This is a genomic window from Micromonospora sp. NPDC048935 (assembly GCF_043197875.1).
Lineage (GTDB): Bacteria > Actinomycetota > Actinomycetes > Mycobacteriales > Micromonosporaceae > Micromonospora.
Genome location: NZ_JBICTZ010000009.1, coordinates 257,906 through 283,220 on the forward strand (window position 1 = coordinate 257,906; position 25,315 = coordinate 283,220).

At 74.5% G+C, this 25,315-nt stretch carries 3 protein-coding genes; all 3 read right to left on the reverse strand.

From position 1 onward, the window contains the following. Positions 1-15 precede the first annotated feature (15 nt). The 3 genes from ACGFIW_RS24670 to ACGFIW_RS24680 all read right to left on the reverse strand — a co-directional run bounded on the left by ACGFIW_RS24670 (position 16) and on the right by ACGFIW_RS24680 (position 25,313). Entirely contained in the window at positions 16-10,890 is a 10,875-nt protein-coding gene (locus ACGFIW_RS24670; protein WP_393320006.1) for a type I polyketide synthase, read from the reverse strand. Between the two features lie 62 nt (positions 10,891-10,952). Beyond that, positions 10,953-15,917 (reverse strand): type I polyketide synthase, encoded by a 4,965-nt coding sequence (locus tag ACGFIW_RS24675; RefSeq protein ID WP_393320009.1) that lies wholly within the window; start codon positions 15,915-15,917, stop codon positions 10,953-10,955. A gap of 42 nt (positions 15,918-15,959) precedes the next feature. Then, complete coding sequence (locus ACGFIW_RS24680; protein ID WP_393320012.1) at positions 15,960-25,313, reverse strand: type I polyketide synthase; 9,354 nt, start codon at positions 25,311-25,313, stop codon at positions 15,960-15,962. Between the last annotated feature and the right edge of the window lie 2 nt (positions 25,314-25,315).

Below are 25,315 nucleotides of genomic sequence, written 5' to 3' on the forward strand. Positions count from 1 at the left end.
GCTCTCGGAAACGGTTCAGGAGTCCTTGGTGTTCAGCGCCATGTCGACGAGTGCGGCGACGTCCATCGTGGCGATGGCGGCGACGTCGGCCTCCGCCTCGGCGGCGGAGTCGTCGAACCCGGTCAGCCGGCGCAGGGCGCCGAGCACACCCGCGTCCCGCAACGCGGAGAGGGGAATGTCGGCGAGTGCCCGCCGGAACTCGATCTCGGACTGCTCGATGCCGGCGGGCGCCGCCTCGGCGGGGTCGAGGTGGGTGATCAGGTGATCGGTGAGTTCGGTGGGCGTGGGGTGGTCGAACACCGCGGTGGCCGGCAGGCGTAGGCCGGTGGCGGTGTTGAGCCGGTTGCGGAGTTCGACGCCGGTCAGCGAGTCGAACCCGACGTCGCGGAACGGCCGGCCGGCCGGGATGGCGGCGGTGTCGGTGAAACCGAGTACCGCGGCGGCCTGTTCGCGGACCAGTTCGAGCACGAGGCGGCGTCGTTCGTCGCCGGAGGCCGCCGCGAGCCGCCGCCGCAACTCCTGCGCGTCCGTCGCGCCCGCGTCGCCGGCGGTCCGCCGGGAGGAGACCCGGATGAGGGACCGGAACAGGCCGGGGACGCTGGTGATGTCACGAGCGCGGGCCTGCAACGACGCCAGGTCGAGGTCGACGGGTACGGCGAGCGGTTCACCGAGGCGCAGGGCCGCGTCGAACAGCGCCAGGCCCTGGGCGGTGGGCATCGGGCGGACGCCGGAGCGGTCGGCGCGTACCCGGTCGCTGTTGCCCAGCCGGGCGGTCATGCCGCTCTCCTCGGCCCACAGTCCCCAGGCCAGCGACGTGGCCGGCAACCCCCGCTCGTGCCGGTGGGCGGCGAGGGCGTCCAGATAGGAGTTGGCCGCGGCGTAGTTGCCCTGCCCCGCCCCGCCGAACACTCCGCCGATCGAGGAGTACATGACGAAGGCGGCAAGGTCGTGCCCGGCGGTCAGCTCGTGCAGGTGCCACGCCGCGTCGACCTTGGCCCGCAACACCCGGTCGACCTGCTCCGGCGTCAACGATCCGAGCACCGCGTCGTCGGTCACCCCCGCCGCGTGCACGACTGCCGTCACCCGGCGACCGGCCAGCAACTGCTTGACCTGGTCGCGGTCGCTCACGTCGCAGGCGGCCACCGTCACCTCGGCACCGGCGGCCTCCAACTCGGCCCGGAGGTCGGCGGCACCCGGGGCCCGCAGGCCCCGCCGGCCGGCCAGGAGCAGGTTGCGCATCCCCCGCGTGGTCACCAGGTGCCGGGCCAGCGCGGCGCCCAGGGTTCCGGTGCCGCCGGTGATCAGCACCGTGCCGGCCGGGTCCCAGGCCGGCGGCACGGTCAGCACCACCTTGCCCACGTGCCGGGCCTGGGAGATGAACCGGAACGCCTCGGGCGCCCTCCGCACGTCCCACGAGGTCACCGGCAGCGGCCGCAGGGTGTCGGCGGTCAACTGCTCGACGACCTGCCGCAGAATCTCGCCGATCCGCCGTGGGCCGGCCTCGATGAGGTCGAACGCCCGGTATCGCACCCCCGGGCGGGCCGCCGCGACCGTCTCCGCGTCACGGATGTCGGACTTGCCCATCTCCACGAACCGGCCACCACGCGGCAACAGGTCCAGCGACGCGTCCACGAACTCACCCGCCAGCGAGTTCAGCACCACGTCCATCCCCCGGCCACCGGTCGCCACCAGGAACCGGTCCCGGAACTCCACCGACCGCGACGACCCGATGTGCTCCTCGTCCAGGCCCAGACCCCGCAACACCTCCCACTTGCCGGGGCTCGCGGTGGCGTACACCTCGGCACCGAGCGACCGGGCCACCTGCACCGCGGCCATCCCCACCCCACCGGCGCCCGCGTGCACCAGCACCCGGTCGCCGGGGCCGACACCGGCGATGTCCACCAGACCCATCCACGCGGTCGCGAACACCACACCCACCGACGCGCCCGTCTCGAACGACCACCCGGCGGGCAGCGGAGTGACGAAGCTGCGTTCGGTACGGGCGATCGGGCCGATGGAGTCCGGCATGAGGCCGAGGACGCGGTCCCCGGGTACCAGGTCGGTGACGCCGGGGCCGACGGCGGTGACCACACCCGCGGCCTCGTTGCCGAGCGCCGGCGGAGCGTCGCCGGGATACATGCCGAGCGCGATCAGCACGTCGCGGAAGTTCACCCCGGCCGCGCGGACCGCGACCCGGACCTCGTCGGCCCGCAGGCCGGCGTCGGGAGACTCCTCGCGGGGCGCGAGCGTCAGGTCGGTGAGGGCTCCGGTGCCGCCGCGGACGGCGAGCCGCCAGTCGGCGGCGTCCGGCACGGGCAGGGTGTCCGGCCCGGCGGCGGGGATGAGCCGGGGACCGTGGAACTCGTCGCCGCGCAGGCGGATCTCGGATTCACCTGTCGCGGACGCCGCCGCGATCCGGTCCGGGGCGGGCCGGTCCTCGTCGGCGTCGACGAGCAGGAACCGGCCGGGGTTCTCGGTCTGCGCGCTGCGGACCAGGCCCGCGGCGGCCGCGTGGGAGAGCAGCCCGGCACGGGTCACCACGGCGAGGGTGGCGTCGGCGACGCGTTCGTCGGCCAGCCACCGCTGGAGCAGGGCGAGCGTGCGGTGCACCGCGTCGCGGGCCTCGCCGTCCGGGTCCACGTAGGTGACGACCAACTGCGGGATCGGCGTACCCAGTGCGGCCGGATCGTCGCCGTCGAGGACCGCGACGCCGGCCGGCGCCTCGCCGGTGCGGCCGACGGGCGTCCACCGGATCCGGTAGAGGTTGGCGACGGGCGCGGTGGCCGGGTCGGCGATCGGGCGGAGGGTCAGCGTGGTGATTGTCGCCACCGGCGCGCCGGCCGGGTCGGTGGCGGTCACGGTGAGGGTGTCACCGACACCGGCGGTGAGGTGTACCCGCAGGGTCCGGGCACCGGTGGCGTGCAGGTGCACACCCTCGAAGGAGAACGGGACCATCGGCCTCCCGCCGGTGCCGGCGGCGCCGGCCAGGGCGACCGGGTGCAGGGCGGCGTCGAGCAGCGCGGGGTGGATGCCGTAGCCGGTGACGTCGAGGTCGGCCGGTGCGGTGACCTCGGCCCACACGTCGTCGCCGGATCGCCATGCGGCGCGCATGCCCTGGAACGCCGGGCCGTAGGCCGAGCCCGCGGCGTGCAGCCGCTCGTAGAAGCCGGTGAGGTCGACGGGCTCCGCGTCGGCCGGCGGCCAGGCGGCCGGCGCGACGGGCACCGGTCCGGCGGCGGTGGGTGCGCCGCTCTCGCTGAGCGCGCCGGTGGCGTGCAGGGTCCACGACGGTTCTACCGTGGAGTCCGGGCGGGAGTGGACCCGGACCTGGCCATCCCCGTCCACCACCACCTGGACCTGCAACGCGCCGCCGTCGGGAACCAGCATCGGCTCCCGCAGGGTCAGCTCGTCCAGCCGGTCGTACCCGGCCTCGTCACCGGCCCGGATCGCCATCTCGACCAACGCGGTGCCCGGCACCAGCACGCGCCCGCCGATCTCGTGTTCGGCCAGCCACGACTGCGCCGACCGGCTCACCCGGCCGGTCAGAACGACACCACCACCGTCGGCCATCGACACCGCCGCGCCCAGCAGCGGGTGCCCAGCCGCCCCGAGGCCGAGCGCCGCCGGGTCGGTGGCTGTCGCCTTCGGCAGCCAGTAGCGCTCCCGCTGGAACGCATAGGTGGGCAGATCGACCAGCCGGCCACCCTGGTTCATCGCCGCCCAGTCGACAACGATCCCCACCGTCCAGGCCCGGCCGACGCCCTCCACGACCGACACGTCCTCCGCCCGATCCTTGCGGCACAACGCGATGCCGTCCACATCGGACTGCCCGGCCAGGCCGGTCAGGGTCGCGTCCGGGCCGACCTCCAGCACGGTACGCAGCGGCGGCAGCGCCCGGACGGCGTCCGCGAAACGGACCGTCTGCCGTACGTGCGACACCCAGTACTCCGGGTCCGACCATTCACCGTTCACCACCGCACCGGTCACCGTGGACACGACCGGGATGCGGGGCGTGGCGAAGCTCATCCGCGACACGACGTCGCGGAAGTCGTCGAGCATCGGCTCCATCAGCGCCGAGTGGAAGGCATGCGACACGCGGAGGCGGCGAACGCGTACCCCCTCGTTCCTGAGGGTTTCCTCGACGTCCGCGAGCACGCTGCCGTCGCCGGAGAGCACCACCGACGACGGGCCGTTGACCGCCGCCACCGACACGCCCGCGAAACGGGCGACCTCGGTCTCCGGCAACGCGACCGACAGCATCACCCCGCCCGGCGGCAGAGCCTGCATCAACCGGCCACGCTCCACGATCAGCCGGGCCGCGTCGGCAGTCGACAACACACCCGAGACGCAGGCGGCGGCGACCTCACCCACCGAGTGACCGGCCAGCACCGAGGGGCGCACCCGCCACGACTCCAGCAGCCGGAACAACGCCACCTCGAACACGAACAGCGCGGGCTGCGCGAAACGGGTCTCGGCCAGCAGATCCGCGTCCTCGCCCCACACCACCTCGGTCAACGACCGGCCCAGCTCCGCGTCCACCGCGGCGCAGACCTCGTCCCACGCCTGCCGGAACACCGGGAACGACGACGCCAGGTCGCGTCCCATCCCGAGCCGCTGCGCACCCTGGCCCGCGAACAGGAAACCCACCCCGTCCGGGCCGGTTTCCGGCACCACACCGGACACCTCACCGAGATCCGGACCGACCAGCACCGTGCGATGGGCGAACGCCTGCCGCGTCGCCGCCAGGGATCGGCCCACGTCCACACTCGACACCCCGGCCGTCGCCACGAACCCGCGCAACCGGCTCAACTGGCCACCGAGCGCCTCGGCGGAGCGCGCCGACACCGGCCACGCCACCACCGGCGGCTCCGGGGCCGGCGGGACCGGCTGCTCGGCCGGCGCCGCCTCCAGCACGATGTGGCTGTTGGTGCCGCTGACGCCGAACGACGAGACCGCGCACCGGCGCGGCCGGTCGGTGTCCGGCCACGGCGTCGACTCGGTGAGCACGGTGACCGCGCCGGCCTCCCAGTCGACCTCGGGAGTGGGAGTGTCCACGTGCAGGGTCTTCGGCAGGACGCCGGCACGCATCGCCATGACCATCTTGATCACCGAGGCAACGCCGGCCGCCGCCTGGGTGTGCCCGATGTTCGACTTCAGTGAGCCGAGCAGCAGCGGGCGGGCGGGGTCGCGATCCTGCCCGTACGTGGCCAGCAGCGCCTGTGCCTCGATCGGGTCGCCGAGCCGGGTGCCGGTCCCGTGCGCCTCGACGGCGTCGACATCCGCCGCGGACAGTCGGGCGCCGGCGAGCGCCTGCCGGATCACCCGCTGCTGCGACGGGCCGTTGGGCGCGGTCAGCCCGTTGGACGCGCCGTCCTGGTTGACCGCGGTGCCGCGGACCAGCCCGAGCACCCGGTGCCCGTGGCGGCGCGCGTCGGACAGTCGCTCGACCACCAGAACACCGGCGCCCTCGGCCCAGCCGGTACCGTCCGCGGCGGCCGCGAACGCCTTGCACCGCCCATCGGCGGACAGCCCCCGCTGGCGGCTGAACTCGACGAACACCTCGGCGTTCGGCATCACCGCGACCCCGCCGACGAGCGCGAGCGTGCACTCGCCCTGCCGCAGGGCCTGGCCGGCCAGGTGCAGCGCGACAAGCGACGACGAGCAGGCCGTGTCGACAGTGACGGCCGGTCCTTCGAAGCCGAACGTGTAGGAGATGCGGCCGGAGACGACGCTTGACGCGTTGCCGGTCATCACGTAGCCCTCGGCGCCCTCGGGCAACTGTTCGAGGCTGTTGACGTAACCGCGGTGCCCGGCGCCGATGAACACGCCGGTGGGCGTGCCGGCAAGCGTTTCCGGGTCGAGGCCGGCCCGCTCGACGGCCTCCCACGACGTCTCCAGCAGCAGCCGTTGCTGCGGGTCCATCGCCAGGGCCTCACGCGGCGAGATGCCGAAGAACGCGGCGTCGAAGTCGGCGGCGTCGTGCAGGAAACCACCCTCGCGCACGTACGTGGTGCCAGGCACGTCGGGGTCGGGGTGGTAGAGCCGGTCGATGTCCCAGCCGCGGTTGTCCGGGAACGGCGTGATCGCGTCCCGACCGTTCACCACCAGGTCCCACAGTTCCTCGGGTGACGTGATGCCGCCGGGCAGCCGGCAGGCCATGCCGACGATGGCGATCGGCTCGGTGTCCGCGGCGGCGGTGGCCGGCGCCGCCGCGACGGGCCCCGCCGCCTCGCCGGCGAACAGGCGCTCGGTGAGGTGCCGGGCCAGCGCCTGCGGGGTCGGGTGGTCGAAGACGAGCGTCGCGGGCAGTTTGAGCCCGGTGGCGACGTTGACGCCGTTGCGCAGGTTGACCGCGATGAGCGAGTCGACACCCAGGTCCTTGAACGGGCGGCCGGCCGGGATCGTGTCGGCGTTGCGGTGGCCCAGCGCCGCCGCGGACTGTTCCCGGACCAGCGTCAGCAACTCACGGTCGCGGTCCGCCGGGCTGAGCGCGGCCAGCCGGCGGGTCAGCGCGGAGCCGTCGCCGTCGGTCTCCGGCTGCCCCGCGCTGGCGGCCGAGATGGCACGCGCGGCCTCCGGGATGCCGGTGATCAACGGGTAGGGCCGCACCGACGCGGCGTCGGGCGCGACCCTCGCCCAGTCGATGTCGACGACGGCGAGCCCGGTCTCGTCGCCCGCCAGCGCGTCGGCGAGCCCGGCGATCGCCGCGTCCGGGTCCATCGGAGGGACACCCGCGGCGCGCAGTCGCTCGCCGATGGCGCCGTCGGCCAGCCCGCCGCCGCCCCACGAACCCCACATCACCGAGGTGGCCGGCAGCCCCGCCCGGCGGCGGTGCTGCGCGAGGGCGTCCAGATAGGCGTTGGCGGCGGCGTAGTTCGCCTGCCCGATGTTGGGAAAGACGCTGGCGAACGACGAGAACGTGACGAACGCGTCAAGTCCGAGATCGGCGGTCAGCTCGTGCAGGTGCCGGGCGGACAGCGACTTGGCGGCCGCGACGGTCTGCGCGCGTTCCGGGGTGAGGGTGTCCAGAATGGTGTCGTCGGTGATGCCGGCCGCGTGGAACACGGCGGTCAGCGGGTGCGCCGCCGGCAGCGACCGCAGCAGCGCGGCGAGCGCGTCCCGGTCGGCGACGTCGCAGGCTGCCAGGGTCACCTCGGCGCCCAGGGCGGTCAGCTCGTCGCGCAGCTCGGTGGCACCGGGCGCGTCCGCGCCCCGCCGGCTCGTCAGGACCAGGTGCGCGGCGCCGGAGCGGGCCAGCCAGCGCGCCACGTGCGCGCCGATCGCGCCCGTGCCGCCGGTGACCAGTACGGTGCCGTGCGGCTGCCACGCGTCGCCGGGCCCCGCCGGACGGGTGGCGCGGGCGAGCCGGGCGGCGAGCCGGCCGGTGGCGCGGATCGCGATCTGGTCCTCGCCGTCGGTGGCGGCGAGCGTCGCGACGAGCCGGCGCAGAGCGGTGCCGTCCGGCGCTTCCGGAAGGTCGGCCAGTCCGCCCCAGCGCTCCGGGTACTCAAGCGCGGCGACCCGGCCCACGCCCCACGTGTGTGCCTGGTCCGGCTCGTCGAGCGGGTCGTTGGCGGAGACCGCGACCGCACCCCGGGTGACCGTCCACAGGAGCGCCGAGGGCGCGTGTTCGGCGACCCGGCGGACCAGCGCGAGCGTGGCGACGGTACCCACGGTGAGCGCCGGGAAGCCGGGGTGGTCGCGGGTGTCGAGCGGCAGCAACGACAACACACCGGCCACGGTCGTGTCGACGGCCGCCTCGCCCAGCGCGGCGGCCAGCGCGTCCGGCGTCGTGGTGACGGCGTCCACGGTGACCCGGCGGACCTCGGCGCCGTGCTCGCCCAGCACGGCGTCGATGTCCGCGGCGAGTGTCGTGGCCGCCGGGGTGTCCGGCGTGACGACCAGCCACGTGCCGGTCAGCGTGGGTCGGTCGGCGTCCGGCAACGGCTGCCAGGTCAGGTGGTACCGCCAGGAGTCGAGGCGGGAGCGTTCCCGCTGCCGACGCCGCCAGGTGGACAGGGCCGGCAGAACCCGGCGCAGGTCGTCGGCACCGGTGTCCAGCGACTCCGCGAGCGACGGCAGGTCCTCGTCCTCCACGGCCTGCCAGAACCGGTCCTCGGCCGGATCGGCGGTCCGGGCCGGCGGGTCGCCGGCCGGTGCCTCCAGCCAGTACCGGTCGCGCTGGAAGGCGTACGTGGGCAGGTCGACGGTGGCGGCGTCGCCGGACAGCGGCGCGAACGAGACCGGCAGACCGGCGGTGAATCCCTCGGCGAGCGACGTGACGAACCGGCCGGGGCCCCCGTCGTCGCGGCGCAGGGAGGCGACCACGGCCACCTCGACGCCCGCGGCGTCGGCGGTCTCGGTGATGCCGAAGGACAGCACCGGGTGCGCGCCGCACTCGACGAAGATGCTGTGCCCCGCGCCGGTCGCGGCCCGTACGGCGGTCTCGAAGCGGACCTCCTGCCGCAGGTTACGCACCCAGTAGGCGGGACCGAGGCCGGCCGTGCTGATCGTGGTGCCGTCCACCGCGGAGAAGAACGGGATCCGCGACTCGCCGGGGCTGATCCCGTCGAGGGCGGTCAGCAGCTCGGCTTCGAGGGCGGCCACCTGCGGCGAGTGGGAGGCGTAGTCCACCGGAACCCGCCGGACGCGCACGTTGTCGGCCGCCAGCGCGGCGGAGACCTCGTCGATCGCGGCGGGCTCGCCGGAGAGCACCACCGAGCGGGGGCCGTTGACGGCGGCGACCGCGACCGTGCCGGCGTACCCGGCCAGGCGGCCCCGTGCCTCCTCGGCGGAGAGCGCGACGGAGGCCATGGCACCGGAGCCGGCCAGCCGCTCGCGGATGATCCGGCTGCGCAACGCGACCACCCGGGCCCCGTCGGCGACCGACAGCGCGCCGCACACCACGGCGGCGGCGATCTCGCCCTGGGAGTGCCCGATGACCGCGGCCGGGCTGACGCCGAACGACTCCCACAGCCGGGCGAGCGACACCATCACCGCCCACGACGCCGGCTGCACGACGTCGACGTCGGCGAGGTCGCCGGCCAGGGCCTCGTGCAGGTCCCAGCCGGTCACCTCGCGCAGCGCGTCGGCACACTCCCGCAGCGCGTCGGCGAACACCGGGAACGCCGCCGCCAGGTCCAGGCCCATCCGGGACCACTGCGCGCCCTGGCCGGGGAACACGAACACGGCACGGTCGCCGCGTACGCCGGGACCGGACACCGCCTCGGCCGCGGCGGTTCCGCCGGCCACCGCCCGTAGGCCGGACAGCAGCGTGTCCCGGTCGGCGCCGACGGCCACCGCCCGGTACTCCAGTTTCGCCCGGTGCTCGGCCAGAGGCCGGGCCACGCCCGCCGGAGTCCACTCCGGATCGTCGCGCAGACGGTCGAGCAGGCGGGTGGCCTGGGCCCGGACGCCGTCGGCGGTCTTCGCGGACAGCGGCCACGGCACCACTCCCCCACCCACGGCCGGCGCGGCGTCCGGCTCGTCGGCGACGTCGTCGCTTCCGGCCTGTTCGAGGATGACGTGCGCGTTCGTGCCGCTGATGCCGAACGACGACACGCCGGCGCGGCGCGGATCGCCGGTCTCCGGCCACGGCGCCGACTCGGTGACAAGCGAGACGTCACCCGCGGTCCAGTCGATGTGCGGCGACGGCTCGTCGGCGTGCAGGGTGCGGGGCAGCACCCCGTGTTGGAGGGCGAGCACGGTCTTGATCACACCCGCGACACCGGCGGCCGCCTGGGCGTGGCCGATGTTCGACTTGAACGAGGTCAGGTGCAGCGGCCGGCCGGCCGGGCGGTCCTGCCCGTACGTGGCCAGCAGCGCGTGCGCCTCGATCGGGTCGCCGAGTGTGGTGCCGGTGCCGTGCGCCTCCACCAGGTCGACGTTGGTCGCGGTGAGCCGGGCGTTGGTCAGGGCCTGGCGGATCACCCGCTGCTGGGCCGGCCCGTTCGGCGCGCTCAGCCCGTTGCTGGCGCCGTCCTGGTTGACCGCGGAACCCCGGACCACGGCGAGCACCGGGTGCCCGTTGCGGCGGGCGTCGGAGAGCCGCTCGAGCAGCAGGACGCCGATGCCCTCGGCGAGGCCGAGCCCGTCGGCTCCCGCGCCGAACGCCTTGCAGCGGCCGTCCTTGGAGAGCCCACGCTGGCGGCTGAACGCCACGAAACCCTCCGGGCCGGACAGCACCGCGGCACCGCCGGCCAGCGCCATGCCGCAGTCACCGTGGCGCAGCGCCAGGTTCGCCAGGTGCAGGGCGACGAGCGACGACGAGCACGCGGTGTCCAGCGTGACCGCCGGCCCCTCCAGCCCGAAGGTGTACGCGATGCGCCCGGAGACCACGCTGGCGTTGCTGCCGGTGAGCAGGTGGCCCTCCATACCGTCCGGCACGCGGGCGAGGTTGTTCGCGTAGTCCGGGCGGTTCGCGCCGATGAACGTGCCGATCCGGCGTCCCCGCACCGACTGCGGATCGATGCCGGCCCGCTCGAACACCTCCCAGGAGGTCTCCAGCAGCAGCCGCTGCTGCGGGTCCATGGCGAGGGCCTCGCGCGGCGAGATGCCGAACAGGTCGGGGTCGAACTGCGCGGCGTCGTGCAGGAACCCGCCGTGGCGCACGTACGACTTGCCGGGCGCGTCCGGGTCGGGGTCGTAGAGGCCGTCGACGTCCCAGCCGCGGTCGACCGGGAACCCGGAGACCGCGTCCTCCCCGTTGAGCACCATCCGCCAGAGGTCCTCCGGCGAGGCCACCCCGCCGGGGAAGCGGCAGGCCATGCCGATCACCGCGATCGGCTCGTGGGCCGCGTCCTCAAGGGTCCGGAGCCGTTGCTTGGCCTCGTGCAGGTCGGCGGTGACCCACCGGAGGTAGTCACGGAGGGTGTCTTCGTTGCTTGCCACTGGTGTCTCCCGCGAAGGTCGCCGAGGGTGTCGTCTGAGAGGTCGTACGGGGGCCCGCCGGGTCAGGAACGGCCCAGCTCGCGCCGGATGAAATCGAACATCTCGTCGTCGGAGGCCGACTCCAGCCGCTGGGCGACAGAGGCGCCGGCCGACGCTGCGCCGGCACCGGCGGCACACCGCTCCTGGAGCCCGCGCAGCCGGTCGGCCAGGGGGCCGCGTTCCAGGTCGTCGAGCGTCACGCCGCCGAGCGCGGTCTCCAGCCGGTCGATCTGGGCGTGCAGCGATTCGGCGGTGACCACGGTCTCCGCCAGCAGTTCCCGCTGGAGCAGGGCGGCGATGGCCGCCGGGGTCGGGTGGTCGAACACCAGGCTGGCCGGCAACCGCAGACCGGTGGCCCGGCCCAGCCGGTTACGGAGGTCGACCGAGGTCAGCGAGTCGAACCCGAGGTCCTTGAAGGCCCGGGACGCCGCCACCTCGGCGGTGCCGTCGTGGCCGAGCGCGGCGGCGGCGTGGTCCCGGACCAGGTCCACCAGGTGCCGCTGGGCGTCGGCGGGTGGCATGCCGGTGAGCTGCCGGAGCAGCGGTGACGCGTCCGCTGCCTCGTCCGGTTCGGCGGGCTCGTCCTGCCGGCGTATCGCCTGGACCGCCTCGGGCAGTTCGTCCAGCAGGTGCGTGGGCCGCGCCATGGTGAACAGCGAGACGAAGCGGTCCCACTCGATGTTCGCCAGCGCCACGTACGTGTCGTCGTTGTCCAGCGCCTGCATCAGCGCCGCCACCCCCAGGTCCGGCTCCAGGAACGGCAGGCCCTGGGCCTGGGCCCGCTCGCTGATCGCCATCCGCTCGGCGACGTAGCTCTCCTGGATGTCCACCGGCCGCCAGACGCCCCAGGCGACCGAGGTGGCGGTGAGTCCACGGGCCCGGCGTCGGTGGGCGAGCGCGTCGAGGTGGGCGTTGGCGGCCGCGTACGCGCCGTGGTAGCCGCTGCCCCAGAACGCGGCGATCGACGAGTACAGCACGAACGCGTCGAGGGTGTCGGCGTCGAACAGCCGGTCCAGGTTCTCCGCGCCGGCCACCTTCGCGGCGTACGTGTCGGCGTACTGCTCCATCGTCGTCTCCTCGAGCGAGCCGAGGTCGATGTGCGCGGCGGTGTGCACGACGGCGGTGATCGGCGGCCCGTCCGCGGTCACCCGGTGGACCACTGCGGACAGCTCGTCGTAGTCGGTGATGTCGCAGGCGGCGTTCGTGACGCGCACCCCGAGTTCGCCCAGTTCGGCGGCGAGCTCCCGGGCCCCCGGCGCGTCCGGGCCGCGGCGGCTGGTGAGCACCAGGTGCTCGGCGCCGTTGGCGGCCAACCAGCGGGCGAGCAGCCGGCCGAGCGCCCCGGTGCCGCCGGTGATCAGGACGGTGCCACGCGGATGGTAATTGCGGACCGGCGGGCGGTCGGGGAGCCGGTCGCGGACCATCCGGCGGGCGAGCACCCGGTCGCCGCGTACCGCGAGCTGGTCCTCGCCGTCGGTGCGGCGCAGCACCCCGGCGAGCTGTCCGGCGTCCGCCACGGCGGGCAGGTCCACCAGGCCGCCCCAGAGGCGGGCGTTCTCCAGCGCGGCGACCCGGCCGATGCCCCAGAGCTGCGCCTGCACCGGATCGGCCAGCGGGTCGGCGTCGTCGACCGCGACGCCGCCCCGGGTGACGCACCACAGCGGGCCCGGCAGACCGGAGTCGATGAGCGCCTGCAACAGGCACATCGTCCCGGCGCCGGCGACCGGGACGCCGGGCCGGTCGGGGTGGTCGGCGGTCTCCAGCGCCCAGAGGTTGAGCACGCCGCCGAGGCCGGTGCCGTCGCCGAGGGTCTCGGCGAGCCGGACCGCGAGCTTGCCACGGTCGGCGTCGGCCGGCGCGACGGTGAGCGTGACGACGTCGGCGCCGGCGTCGCGCAGCGCGGCGGCGACCCCGGTGGCGAACTCGCCGTCCGCGGCCCGCTCCGGCACGACCATCAGCCAGGTGCCGGCCAGCGCACCGGGTGCCACGGCACCGGCCGGCCGCCAGTCGACGCGGTAGCGGAGGTCGTCCAGGGCGGCGCGCCGGCCGCGCTCGCGGTGCCAGCCGGACATCGCGTCCACCACCGCGTCGAGGGTCTCGGTGTCACCGACCTTCAGCATGCCGGCGACAGCGGCGACGTCACGGCCGTTCACGGCAGCCCAGAAGCGGTCCACCTCAGCGTCACCGGTGACGGTGGGCCGGGTGGTGGTGGAGGCGGGCGATTCGAGCCAGTAGTGCTTGTGCTGGAACGCGTACGTGGGCAGCGGCACGGTCCGCCGGCCCGGGTAGGAGGGCGCCCAGTCGACCGCGACGCCGTGCACGTACGCCTCGGCCAGCGCCGCGAGGAAGCGGGCCCGGCCGCCGTCGCCGCGGCGCAGGGAGCCCACCGTGACGACGTCGGTCCCGGCCGTCTCCTCGATCGCGCCGGTGAGCACCGGGTGGGCGCTGACCTCGATGAACACCGTGTGTCCAGCGTCGTGCAGCAGCCTGGTGGCGGCCTCGAACTCGACGGTCTGCCGCAGGTTGCGGACCCAGTAGTCGGCGTCCATCATCAGGGTGTCGATGGGTCCGGGCCGCACGGTGGACCAGAGCGGGACGGTGGTCGCCCGGGGGTGGATCTCACCGAGCTCGGCCAGCAGCTCCGGCCGGATCGTGTCGACGGCCGGCGAGTGTGAGGCGTAGTCGACAGGCAGGCGGCGGGTGCGCACGCCGTCGGCCGCCGCCGCGGTGAGGAACTCGTCGAGCGCCGCGGGCTCGCCGGCGACGACTGTGGAACGGCTGCCGTTGACCACCGCGACGCCGAGCCGGCCCGCCCACGGGGCCAGCCGCTGCGCCACCTCCGCCTGGCCGAGCGCGACCGAGCCCATGGCGCCGTGGCCGGCGAGCCGCTCGGCGATGACGCGGCTCCGGCGGGCGACGATCCGGGCGCCGTCCGCGAGCGTCAACGCGCCAGCCACCACGGCAGCGGCGATCTCGCCCTGGGAGTGGCCGACAACGGCGGCCGGCTCGACGCCGTGCTCACGCCACAGCGCGGCCAGCGACACCATCACCGCCCACGAGGCGGGCTGCACCACGTCGACCCGGGTGAGGTCGCCGCCGAGCTCGGTCAGGAGATCCCAGTCCACGTGCGGGCGCAGCGCGTCCGCGCAGGCACGCAGGGACGCCGCGAACGACGGGTACGCCGCGGCCAGCTCGACCGCCATGCCGCTCCACTGGGCGCCCTGCCCGGGGAAGACCAGGACCGGCCGTCCCGCGCCGGCCACGGCCGCCCCACTGAGCGTCGTGTCGGCGGCCGGGGCGGACGCCGGGTCGGCGATCGCGGCCAGGCCGGCGAGCAGCTCCGCCCGGCCGGTGCCGATCACCGCGGCCCGGTGGTCGAGGGCGGCCCGGGTGGTCGCCAGCGACCAGCCGACATCTGCCGGATCGGCGCCGGCCAGGTCGCCGCCGGCCGAGTCGGCGGCGGCGCCGGCCAGGAAGTCGTGCATGCGGGCGGCCTGGCGGCGGCGGGCTTCCGCGGTGCGACCGGAGACGACCCAGGCGACCGGCTCGCCGAAGGCCGGCGTCACCGGCGGCGCCTCGGGCGCGCTCTCGGCCTGCTCCAGGATGAGGTGGGCGTTGGTGCCGCTCATGCCGAACGCGGAGACACCGGCGCGGCGCGGACGGCCCGAGCCGGGCCACGGCACCTCGTCGGTGAGCAGCCGGACCGCACCGCTGCTCCAGTCCACCTCGGGGGTGGGGACCTCGGCGTGCAGGGTGCGGGGCAGCACACCGTGCCGGATCGCCTGGACCATCTTGATCACCCCGCCGGCGCCGGCGGCGGCCTGGGCGTGACCGATGTTGGACTTGAGCGATCCGATCCACAGTGGCCGGTCGGCGGGGCGGGTCCGGCCGTACGCGGCGAGCAGGGCCTGCGCCTCGATCGGGTCGCCGAGCCGGGTTCCGGTGCCGTGTGCCTCGACCGCGTCGACCTGGTCCGGGGCGAGCCGGGCGTCGGCCAGCGCGGCCTCGATCACGCGCAGTTGGGCCGGGCCGCTGGGCGCGGTGAGGCCGTTGGAGGCACCGTCCTGGTTGATCGCGGAGCCGCGGACGACGGCGAGCACCGGGTGCCCGTGTCGGCGGGCGTCGGAGAGCCGCTCGACGAGCAGCACGGCCACACCCTCGCCGAGACCCATGCCGTCGGCGTCGGCCGAGAAGGCCCGGCAGCGGCCGTCGCGGGACAACCCGCGTTGCCGGCTGAACCCGACGAACTCGGCGGGCGTCGACATCACCGCCACACCGCCGGCGACGGCGAGCGTGCAGTCATCCTGGCGCAGCGCCTGTGTCGCCAGGTGCAGTGCCACAAGTGACGACGAGCACGCCGTGTCGAGGGTGATGGCCGGGCCCTCCAGACCGAACGTGTACGCCACCCGCCCGGAGACCACGCTCGCCGCCGCGCCGGTCATCAGGTGCCCCTCGAAACCCTCCGGCACCTCGGTGACCCCGGAGCGGTAGTCGAGCGGGTTCGCACCGAGGAAGGTGCCGATCCGCTGGCCCCGTACCGACAGCGGGTCGATGCCGGCCCGCTCGAACACCTCCCACGTGGTCTCCAGCACGAGCCGCTGCTGCGGGTCCATGGCGAGGGCCTCGCGCGGGGAGATGCCGAACAGCGCCGGGTCGAACCGGCCGGCGTCGTCCAGGAAGCCGCCGCGCTCGACGTAGGTGCGGCCCTCCGCGTCCGGGTCGTCGTCGTGCAGGGCGGCGAGGTCCCAGCCCCGGTCGGCGGGGAACGCCGAGACCGCGTCACCGCCGTCGCCGAGCAGCCGCCACAGGTCCTCGGGGTCGCGGACGCCACCGGGGAAGCGGCAGGCCATGGCGACGATCGCGACGGGTTCCTGGTCGCGGTCCTCCGCGGCGCGCAGCCGGGCCTGGGCCTGCTGCAGGTCGGTGGTGACCTTGCGCAGATAGCCGAGGAGCTTCTGTTCGTTCGCCGACGTAGGGGTGTCCGACATGGTCTTCTCCAGTTCGGTGCGAGGGCTCGTGCCGGGCGACGCTCAGGGGGCGGTGAGGCCCCGGTCGATCAGGTCGAACAGTTCGTCGGCGGACGCGGACGACACGTCCACTGCGGTCTCCGGGGCGACCGCGTGGTCGCCGTTCGTGCCGGTGATGCTCCAGACCAGGCTCTGCAGGCGCTTGGCGATCAGTGCACCGGTCTCCGGGTCGGGTGGAGTGGCGCCCAGTGCCGCCTCCATCGCCGACAGGGAGCCGAGCATCGGATGGCTGTCCTCGTCCGGCACCAGCCGGTCGACCAACTGGGCGGCCAGGTCGGCCGGTGTCGGATGGTCGAAGACGAGAGTGGCGGGCAGGGTGAGGCCGGTCGCCGTCCGCAGCCGGTTGCGCAGCTCGACGGCGGTCAGCGAGTCGAACCCCATGTCGCGGAAGGCGCGCCCGGTGTCGATCGCCTCGGCGCCACCACCGTGGCGAAGCACCGCCGCGGCCTGCGCCCGGACCAGGTCGAGCGCCAGGTGCTGCTGCTCCACCCGGGGCCGGCCGGACAGTTTCGCGGCGAACTCGCCGGTGCCCTCGGCCGCGTCGCCGCCGGTGGGTTCGTCGGCGGCGACCTGCGCCTCCGGAAGGTCGGCGAGGAGGCGGTTGCCGCGCGCCATGGTGAACAGCGCGGTGAACCGGCCCCATTCGACGTCGGCGACGGCGACGACTGTCTCGTCGTGGCTGGCGATCTGCTGGAGCGCCGTGAACGCCGGGCCGGGGTCGAGCAACGGCAGGCCGTGCCGGCTGGACTTCTCGTTCTTGAGGGTCCGGATGCGGGTGTTCTGCTCGTCCCAGTCGTTGGCGGCGTCCCAGATGCCCCAGGCGATCGAGGCGGCGGCGGAGCCGTTCGCGCGGCGGCGTTCGGCGATCGCGTCGAGGTGGGCGTTGGCGGCGGCGTACGCGCCGTGGTCGCCGCTGCCCCAGAACCCGGCGATCGACGAGAACAGCAGGAATGCGTCCAGGTCGGCCCCGGCGAAGATCTCGTCCAGGTGCTGGGCGCCGACCACCTTGGCGCGGCAGATCTCGGCGAGCGTGGCCGCGTCGAGGTCGGCGAGCGAGCCGAGGCCGATGTGCGCGGCGGCGTGCACCACGGCGGTGATCTTCTCTCCGGCGTCGCGCAGGCCGTCGACGAGGCCGTCGAGCGCGTCCCGGTCGGTGATGTCGCAGGCGGCGACCGTCACCCGGGCGCCCAGCTCGGTGATCGCGGCGGCCAACTGGGGCGCGCCGATCGCGTCGCTGCCGCGGCGGCTGATCAGCACCAGGTGCTCGGCGCCGTTGCGGGCGAGCCACTGGGCGAGGTGGCTGCCGATGCCGCCGACTCCACCGGTCACCAGGACGGTCCCGCGCGGCTGCCACGGCCGCGCCGGGGTACGCCCGGCCAGCGGCGCCCGGGCGAGCCGGCGGACGAACGTGCCGCCCGGCCGGACGGCCAGCTGGTCCTCGCCGTCAGGCGCGGTGAGCGCCCGCGCGACCTGGCGCAGCGCCCGGTCGTCGAGGTGTTCCGGCAGGTCGATGAGGCCGCCCCAGAGGCGGGGGTGCTCCAGCGCGGCGACCCGGCCCCAACCCCACACCTGCGCCTGGCCGGGCGAGGTGACCGGTTCGCCGCCGCCGGTGCTGACCGCGCCCCGGGTGAGGAGCCACAGCGGCGCCTCGATCCCCAGGTCGTGCAGGGCCTGCAGCAGGTGGAGGCTGCCGACGGCGCCGACGCTGAGGCAGGGATGCTCCGGGTGGGCGCTCTCGTCCAGCGCCCACAGACCGACCACCCGGCCGATCGTGGTGCCGGCGGCGGCCAGCTCGCCGATCCGGGCGGTGAGTACGGCACGGTCGAGGTCCTCGGCGCTGACGTCGAGGCGGTGCACGTCGGCACCGCCGGCCGCCAGGTGCGCCGCCAGCGCGTCGCCGGCCGGCTCCGTCGGGCCGGCGACGACCAGGACGGCTCCGGTGAGCGGGGGCGTGACGGCGTCGGGCAGCGGCCGCCAGTCGATGCGGTAGCGCCAGGAGTCGATGGTGCTGTGCTCGCGGTGCCGGCGACGCCAACCGGACAGGGCCGGCAGCACCCGTTCGAGGTCGTCCGGGCCGGCGCTCAGCGAGTCGGCCAGGGACTCCAGGTCCTCCCGTTCGACGGCCTCCCAGAACTTCGCCTCGACCTCGTCCCGGGCACTGGCCGGGGCCTCGGCCGGGTCGGCCCGCAGCCAGTAGCTCTCCCGCTGGAAGGGGTACGTGGGCAGGTCGGCGAGTGGGCCCTCCCCCAGCAACGACCCGAACTCCACCGGCACCCCGGCGACGTACGCCTCACCCAGGCTCGTCACGAACCGACGCGCACCACCGTCATCACGGCGCAACGACCCAACCGCCTCCGGAATACCCACCGTCAACACCGGATGCGAACTGCACTCCACGAACGTGTCGAACCCGTCGGCCCGCAACACCTCCACCGTCGCGGCGAACTCCACCGTCTGCCGCAGATTCCGATACCAATACTCCGCATCCATCGTCGCCGTGTCGAGCACACCACCGGTCACCGTCGAATAGAACGGCACCCGCGACGCACGCGGCGCAATCCCACCCAGCGCCTCGATCAGCTCCGCACGCAACACCTCGACATGCGACGAATGCGACGCGTAATCCACCGCGACCCGCCGCACCCGCACCCCAGCGCTCTCCCAACCGGTGACCAGAGCGTCGACACCCGTCGGGTCACCCGACACCACCACCGACTCCGCCGCATTCACCGCCGCGACCGCGACACCCTCCGGCAGCACCGCCCGCACCGCATCCACCGGCAGAGCCACCGACGCCATCGCACCCTTGCCGGCCAACCGCGACGCGATCACCCGACTCCGCAACCCCACCACCCGCGCACCGTCGGCAAGCGACAACGCACCCGCCACCACGGCCGCCGCGATCTCCCCCTGCGAATGACCCACCACCGCCGCCGGGGACACACCGAACGACTCCCACAACCGGGCGAGCGACACCATCACCGCCCACGACGCCGGCTGCACCACATCCACCCGCAACAGATCACCCGACAACTCCGCGAGCAGATCCCAACCCACCACCGGACGCAACGCATCCGCACACTCGGCCAACGCATCCGCGAACACCGGAAACGCCTCCGCCAACTCCACACCCATCCCGGCCCACTGCGCACCCTGACCCGGGAACACGAACACCGGACGGTCGGGCGAGGCCGCGTTCGCCGTACCGACGATGTCGGCGACTCCGGCGGCGACCCGGTCCAGGCCGGCGACGAGCTCGGGCAGGTCCGCGCCCACCACGACGGCGCGGTGGCTCAGCTGCGCCCGGGTGCGGACCAGTGACCGCGCGACCGCGGCCGGGTCCGCGTCGGTCAGGTGCTCGCGGAGCTGGGTCGCCTGGGCCTGCAACGCCCGGCCGCCACGCGCGGAGAGCACCCACGGCACGACAGCGGCCGCCGGCTGCTCGGCCGGAACCGTCGCGGGCTCCGGCTGCTCGAAGAGGATGTGGGCGTTCGTGCCGCTGATGCCGAATGACGAGACGCCGAAGCGGCGCGGGGCACCGGTCCGCGGCCAGGGCCGGGCCTCGTCGAGCACTGTCACCCCGCCTGTGGACCAGTCGATGTGCGAGGAGGGCGCGTCGACGTGCAGCGACTTCGGCAGGGTGCCGTGCCGCATGGCCTGGACCATTTTGATCACTCCGGCCACACCGGCGGCGGCCTGGGTGTGCCCGATGTTCGACTTCAGCGAGCCGATCCAGAGCGACCGGTCCGGGTCACGGTCCTGCCCGTACGTGGCCAGCAGTGCCTGCGCCTCGATCGGGTCACCAAGCGTCGTACCCGTGCCGTGCGCCTCCACCGCGTCCACCTCGGCAGCGGACAGACGCGCGTCGGCCAACGCCTCCCGAATCACCCGCTGCTGCGACGGACCATTCGGCGCCGTCAACCCGTTCGACGCACCATCCTGATTCACCGCCGAACCCCGCACCACCGCCAACACCCGATGCCCGTTACGCCGCGCATCGGAAAGCCGCTCCACCAGCAGCAGCCCGATCCCCTCGGCGAGCCCGAACCCGTCGGCGGACTCGGCGAACGGCTTGCAGCGCCCGTCGGGGGCCAGCCCGCGCTGCCGGCTGAACTCGGTGAACGCGGCCGGGGAGGACATCACCGTGACACCACCGGCGATCGCCATCGCGCACTCGCCGCGGCGCAGGGCCTGCGCCGCGAGGTGCAGGGCGACGAGCGACGACGAGCACGCGGTGTCCACCGTGACTGCCGGGCCCTCGAAGCCGAAGGTGTACGCGATGCGGCCGGACGCGACACTCGCGGTGTTGCCGGTCATCCGGTAGCCCTCTAGCCCCGCCGGCACCGGCACGCCGGGGTCGGTGATGCCGTAGTTGTGGTGGGTGAGCCCGGCGAACACGCCGGTGCGGCTGCCCCGCAGGGTGTCCGGGTCGATGCCGGCGTTCTCGAACAGCTCCCAGCCGACCTCGAGCAGGAGCCGCTGCTGCGGGTCCATGGCGAGCGCCTCGCGCGGGGAGATGCCGAAGAAGTCGGGGTCGAAGCGGTCCGCGTCGTGCAGGAAACCTCCGACTCGGACGTAGGTGCGGCCGGGGGCGTCGGGGTCCGGGTCGTACAGGCCGTCGACGTCCCAGCCGCGGCCGGTGGGCAGCGGGGTGATCGCGTCGCCCGCGGAATCGACGAGCCGCCACAGGTCGTCCGGCGAGGCGACCCCGCCGGGCAGGCGGCAGGCCATCCCGACGATGACGATTGGGTCCTCCGCGCCGGTGTGGACAGCTGCGACCGAGTCCGGCGTGTGGTCGCCGCCGGTCAGGGTGGTCCGCAGGTGCTCGGCGAGCACCCGGGGGGTCGGGTAGTCGAACACCAGGGTGGCGGGCAACTGGAGCCCGGTCAGGCCGTTGAGCCGGTTGCGCAGCTCGACGGCGGTCAGCGAGTCGAAGCCGATCTGCCGGAACGCGTGCCGGGGGTCGATCGTGGCGGGTCCGTCGTGGCCGAGCACCAGCGCGGCGTTGACCCGGACCAGCTCGGTCAGCTCGCGGGTCTGCGCCTCCGGTGACAGGGTCCGCAGCCGCCGGGTCAGCGCCCCGGTCTCCTCGGCCTCCGGTGCCTCGGCGGTGGTGAACGCCGCCCGGGCCTCCGGGATCTCGTCGAGCAGCCGGCTGGGCCGTTCCGAGGTGAATACCACGGCGAACCGGTCCCACCGCAGGTCGATCACGATCGGGCAGGTTTCGTCGTGGTCGAGGGACTGCTGCAGAGCCCGGGTGGCGGCGTCGGCGGACATCTCGAAGATGCCGTGCCGTCGCGCCCGGTCTCCGACGGCGCCCTCGGCCATTCCGGCGCCGGCCCAGGTGCCCCAGGCGACGGCGGTGGCGGGCAGGCCGTCCGCGCGGCGCTGCGCGGCGAGGGTCTCGAGGAAGACGTTGCCGGGTGCGTAGTTGCCGAGGCCCGGCGTGCCGAAGGTGGCGGAGAACGACGAGAAGAGTACGAAGGCGGAGAGGTCGAGGTGCCGGGTGAGCTCGTGCAGGTGTACGGCGCCCAGGGCCTTGACCCGCAGCACCCGGTCGGCGCGGGCGGGGCTCAGCGCGTCGACCATGCCGTCGTCGAGCACCGCGGCGGTGTGCACGACGGCGGTCAGCGGGCGGTCGGCCGGGATGGCGTCGAGCTGCGCGGCGAGCTGGTGGCGGTCGGTGATGTCGCAGGCCGCGAGGGTGACCTCGGTGCCGAGCGCGGTGAGTTCGCGGCACAGTTCGGCGGCACCGGGCGCGTCGGCTCCCCGGCGGCTGAGGAGCAGCAGGTGCGGTACGCCGGCCCGGGCCAGCCACCGGGCGACATGGGCGCCGAGCGCGCCGGTCCCGCCGGTGACCAGGATGGTGCCGTCGGGACGCCAGGTGCGGCCCGGCGTCGCGCCGTGCAGCGGCGCACGGACCATCCGGCGGGCCAGGACACCGGTGGGCCGCAGCGCCACCTGGTCCTCGTCGCCGAGGCCGGCGAGGACCGCGGTGAGCCGGTCGCGGGCGTCCGGATCGGGCGTGGCGGTCAGGTCGATCAGGCCACCCCAGAGGTCGGAGTGTTCCAGGGCGACGGCCCTGCCAAGCCCCCACAGCGGGGACTGCGACACGCTGGCGGGTCGTTCGCCGGGGGTCACGGCGACGGCTCCCCGGGTGGCGCACCACAGGCGTGCCCCGGTGCCGGCGGTGGCCATCGCCTGGGCGAGCGCGAGGTTCGCGGCGTACCCGGCGGTGACGGCCGGGTGGTCCGGCAGCGGGTGCTCGTCGAGGGCGAGGAGGGACAGGACGCCGGTCAGGCCGGCGCGCCGGGCGAGGTCGCCGCCGAGGGCGGCCCGGTCGGCGGTGGCGGCGTCGAGCACCAACTCGGTGACGTCGGCGCCGGAGTCGCGGAGGGCGCGCACGGCCTCCGCGGCCCACGGTTGGGTGGGGCCCGCCGGGATGACGACGAGCCAGGCGCCGGTGAGGGTGCCGGGGCCGGTGACGGTGAGCGGACGCCAGTCGATGCGGTAGCGCCAGGAGTCGAGCGTGGCCTGCTCCTGCCGGCGGCGACGCCATCCGGTCAGGGCGGGCAGCACCCGCCGTAGGTCGTCCTCGGCGGTCGCCAGCGAGCCGGCCAGGGCGGCCACGTCCCCGTTCTCGACGGCCGTCCAGAAGCCGTCGTCGTCGCCACCGCTCGTCGCCGCCTCGGCCGGGACGAGCCAGTAGTGCCGGCGCTGGAAGGCGTAAGTGGGCAGGTCGGCGAGTGGGCCCTCCCCCAGCAACGACCCGAACTCCACCGGCACCCCGGCGACGTACGCCTCACCCAGGCTCGTCACGAACCGACGCGCACCACCGTCATCACGGCGCAACGACCCAACCGCCTCCGGAATACCCACCGTCAACACCGGATGCGAACTGCACTCCACGAACGTGTCGAACCCGTCGGCCCGCAACACCTCCACCGTCGCGGCGAACTCCACCGTCTGCCGCAGATTCCGATACCAGTACCCCGCATCCATCGTCGCCGTGTCGAGCACACCACCGCTCACCGTCGAATAGAACGGCACCCGCGACGCACGCGGCGCAATCCCACCCAGCGCCTCCACCAACTCCGCACGCAACACCTCCACCTGCGGTGAATGCGACGCGTAATCCACCGCGACCCGCCGCACCCGCACCCCCGCGGCATCCCACGCCGTGACCAGCGCGTCAACCTCCGCCGGATCACCCGAGATCACCACCGAGGACTCCGCGTTCACGGCCGCCACCGCCACACCACCGGTCAACCCGGCCCGCACCTCGTCCACCGGCAGAGCCACCGCCGCCATCGCACCCTTGCCGGCCAACCGCGACGCGATCACCCTGCTCCGCAGGCCGACCACCCGGGCACCGTCGGCAAGCGACAACGCACCCGCGACCACGGCCGCCGCGATCTCCCCCTGCGAGTGACCGATCACCGCAGCCGGAGTCACACCGAACGACTCCCACAACCGGGCGAGGGACACCATCACCGCCCACGACGCCGGCTGCACCACATCCACCCGCAACAGATCACCCGACAACTCCGCGAGCAGATCCCAACCCACCACCGGACGCAACGCCTCCGCACACTCGGCCAAGGCATCCGCGAACACCGGAAACGCCTCCGCCAACTCCACACCCATCCCGGCCCACTGCGCACCCTGACCCGGGAACACGAACACCGGACGCGACGCCGCCTCCGCGACGCCCCCACCGGGAACGACAGTGTCCAGGCCGGACAGCAGCTCCTCCCGGGTGGATCCGACGACCACCGCGCGCCGGCCGAGCACCGCGCGGCCTCGCGCCAGGGTGCGGGCCACGGCGTCCGGCGCGGCCGTCGCCGCCGCCTCGCGCAGTCGTCGCGCCTGGGCGAGCACCGCCTCGGGATCGTGGGCGGACAACACCCAGGGCAGCATCCCGCCGCCGACCCGCGCCGGTGCGACGGGCGTCTCCTCGGGGGCCTCCTCGTCGGGGGCCTCCTCCACGATCACGTGTGCGTTGGTGCCACTCACGCCGAACGACGAGACCGCGGCACGCCGGGTACGATCGCCGGCCGGCCAGGGGCGGGCCTCGGTCAACAGGGACACCGCGCCGGACTCCCAGTCGACGCGGGGCGTCGGCTCGTCGACGTGCAGGGTGCGGGGCAGCAAGCTGTGGCGGAGCGCCATCACCATCTTGATCACGCCGCCGACGCCCGCGGCCGCCTGGGCGTGCCCGATGTTCGACTTGAGCGAGCCGAGCCAGAGCGGCCGGTCCGGCTCGCGGCCCTGCCCGTACGTGGCGAGCAACGCCTGCGCCTCGATCGGGTCACCAAGCGTCGTACCCGTGCCGTGCGCCTCCACCGCGTCCACCTGGTTGGAGGCGAGCCCGGCGCTGGCGAGCGCCTGCCGGATCACCCGCTGCTGCGACGGACCGTTCGGCGCGGTCAACCCGTTCGACGCACCGTCCTGGTTGACCGCCGAACCCCGCACCACCGCCAACACCCGATGCCCGTTGCGCCGCGCGTCGGAAAGCCGCTCCACCAGCAGCACACCGACACCCTCGGCCCAGCCGGTGCCGTCCGCCGCTCCGGCGAACGGCTTGCAGCGCCCGTCGGGGGCCAGCCCACGCTGACGGCTGAACTCGGCGAACAGTTCCGGCGAGGGCATCACGGTGACCCCACCGGCCAGCGCGAGCGAGCACTCGCCCTGGCGCAGTGCGCGGACCGCGAGGTGCAGGGCGACAAGCGAGGACGAGCACGCGGTGTCCACGGTGACGGCGGGACCCTCCAGCCCGAACGTGTAGCTGATCCGCCCGGTGATGACGCTGGCCGCCTTACCGGTCATCGAGTAGCCCTCGAGTTCCTGCGGCGTGCTGCCGAACTTGGTGCCGTACCCCGGGTGGCCGGCGCCGATGAAGACGCCGGTGGCGCTGCCGCGCAGTGCGCCGGGGTCGATCCCGGCGCGTTCCAGCGCCTCCCAGGAGCTCTCCAGCAGGATCCGCTGCTGCGGGTCCATCGCCAGCGCCTCGCGCGGGGAGATGCCGAACAGTCCGGCGTCGAACTCGCCCGCGTCGTGCAGGAAGCCGCCCTCGCGGACGTACGAGGTGCCGGGTGTCCGCAGGTCCGGGTCGTAGAGCGCGTCGAGGTCCCAGCCGCGGTTCACCGGGAAGCCGCCGATCGCGTCCCGGCCACCGGCGACCAGGTCCCACAGGTCCTCGGGGGAGGCGATGCCGCCCGGGTAGCGGCAGGCCATGCCGACGATCGCGACCGGTTCCTGGTCGCGCTCCTCCAACTCGGCGAGGCGCTGGCGCGCGTCCCGCAGGTCGGCCGTTGCCCGCTTGAGATACGAACGGAGCTTCTCTTCGTTGCTCATGG

Coding starts and splice junctions, on each gene's coding strand:
- ACGFIW_RS24675 (WP_393320009.1), bottom strand. CDS start 15,917: ATGTCGGACACCCCTACGTCGGCGAACGAACAGAAGCTCCTCGGCTAT.
- ACGFIW_RS24680 (WP_393320012.1), bottom strand. CDS start 25,313: ATGAGCAACGAAGAGAAGCTCCGTTCGTATCTCAAGCGGGCAACGGCC.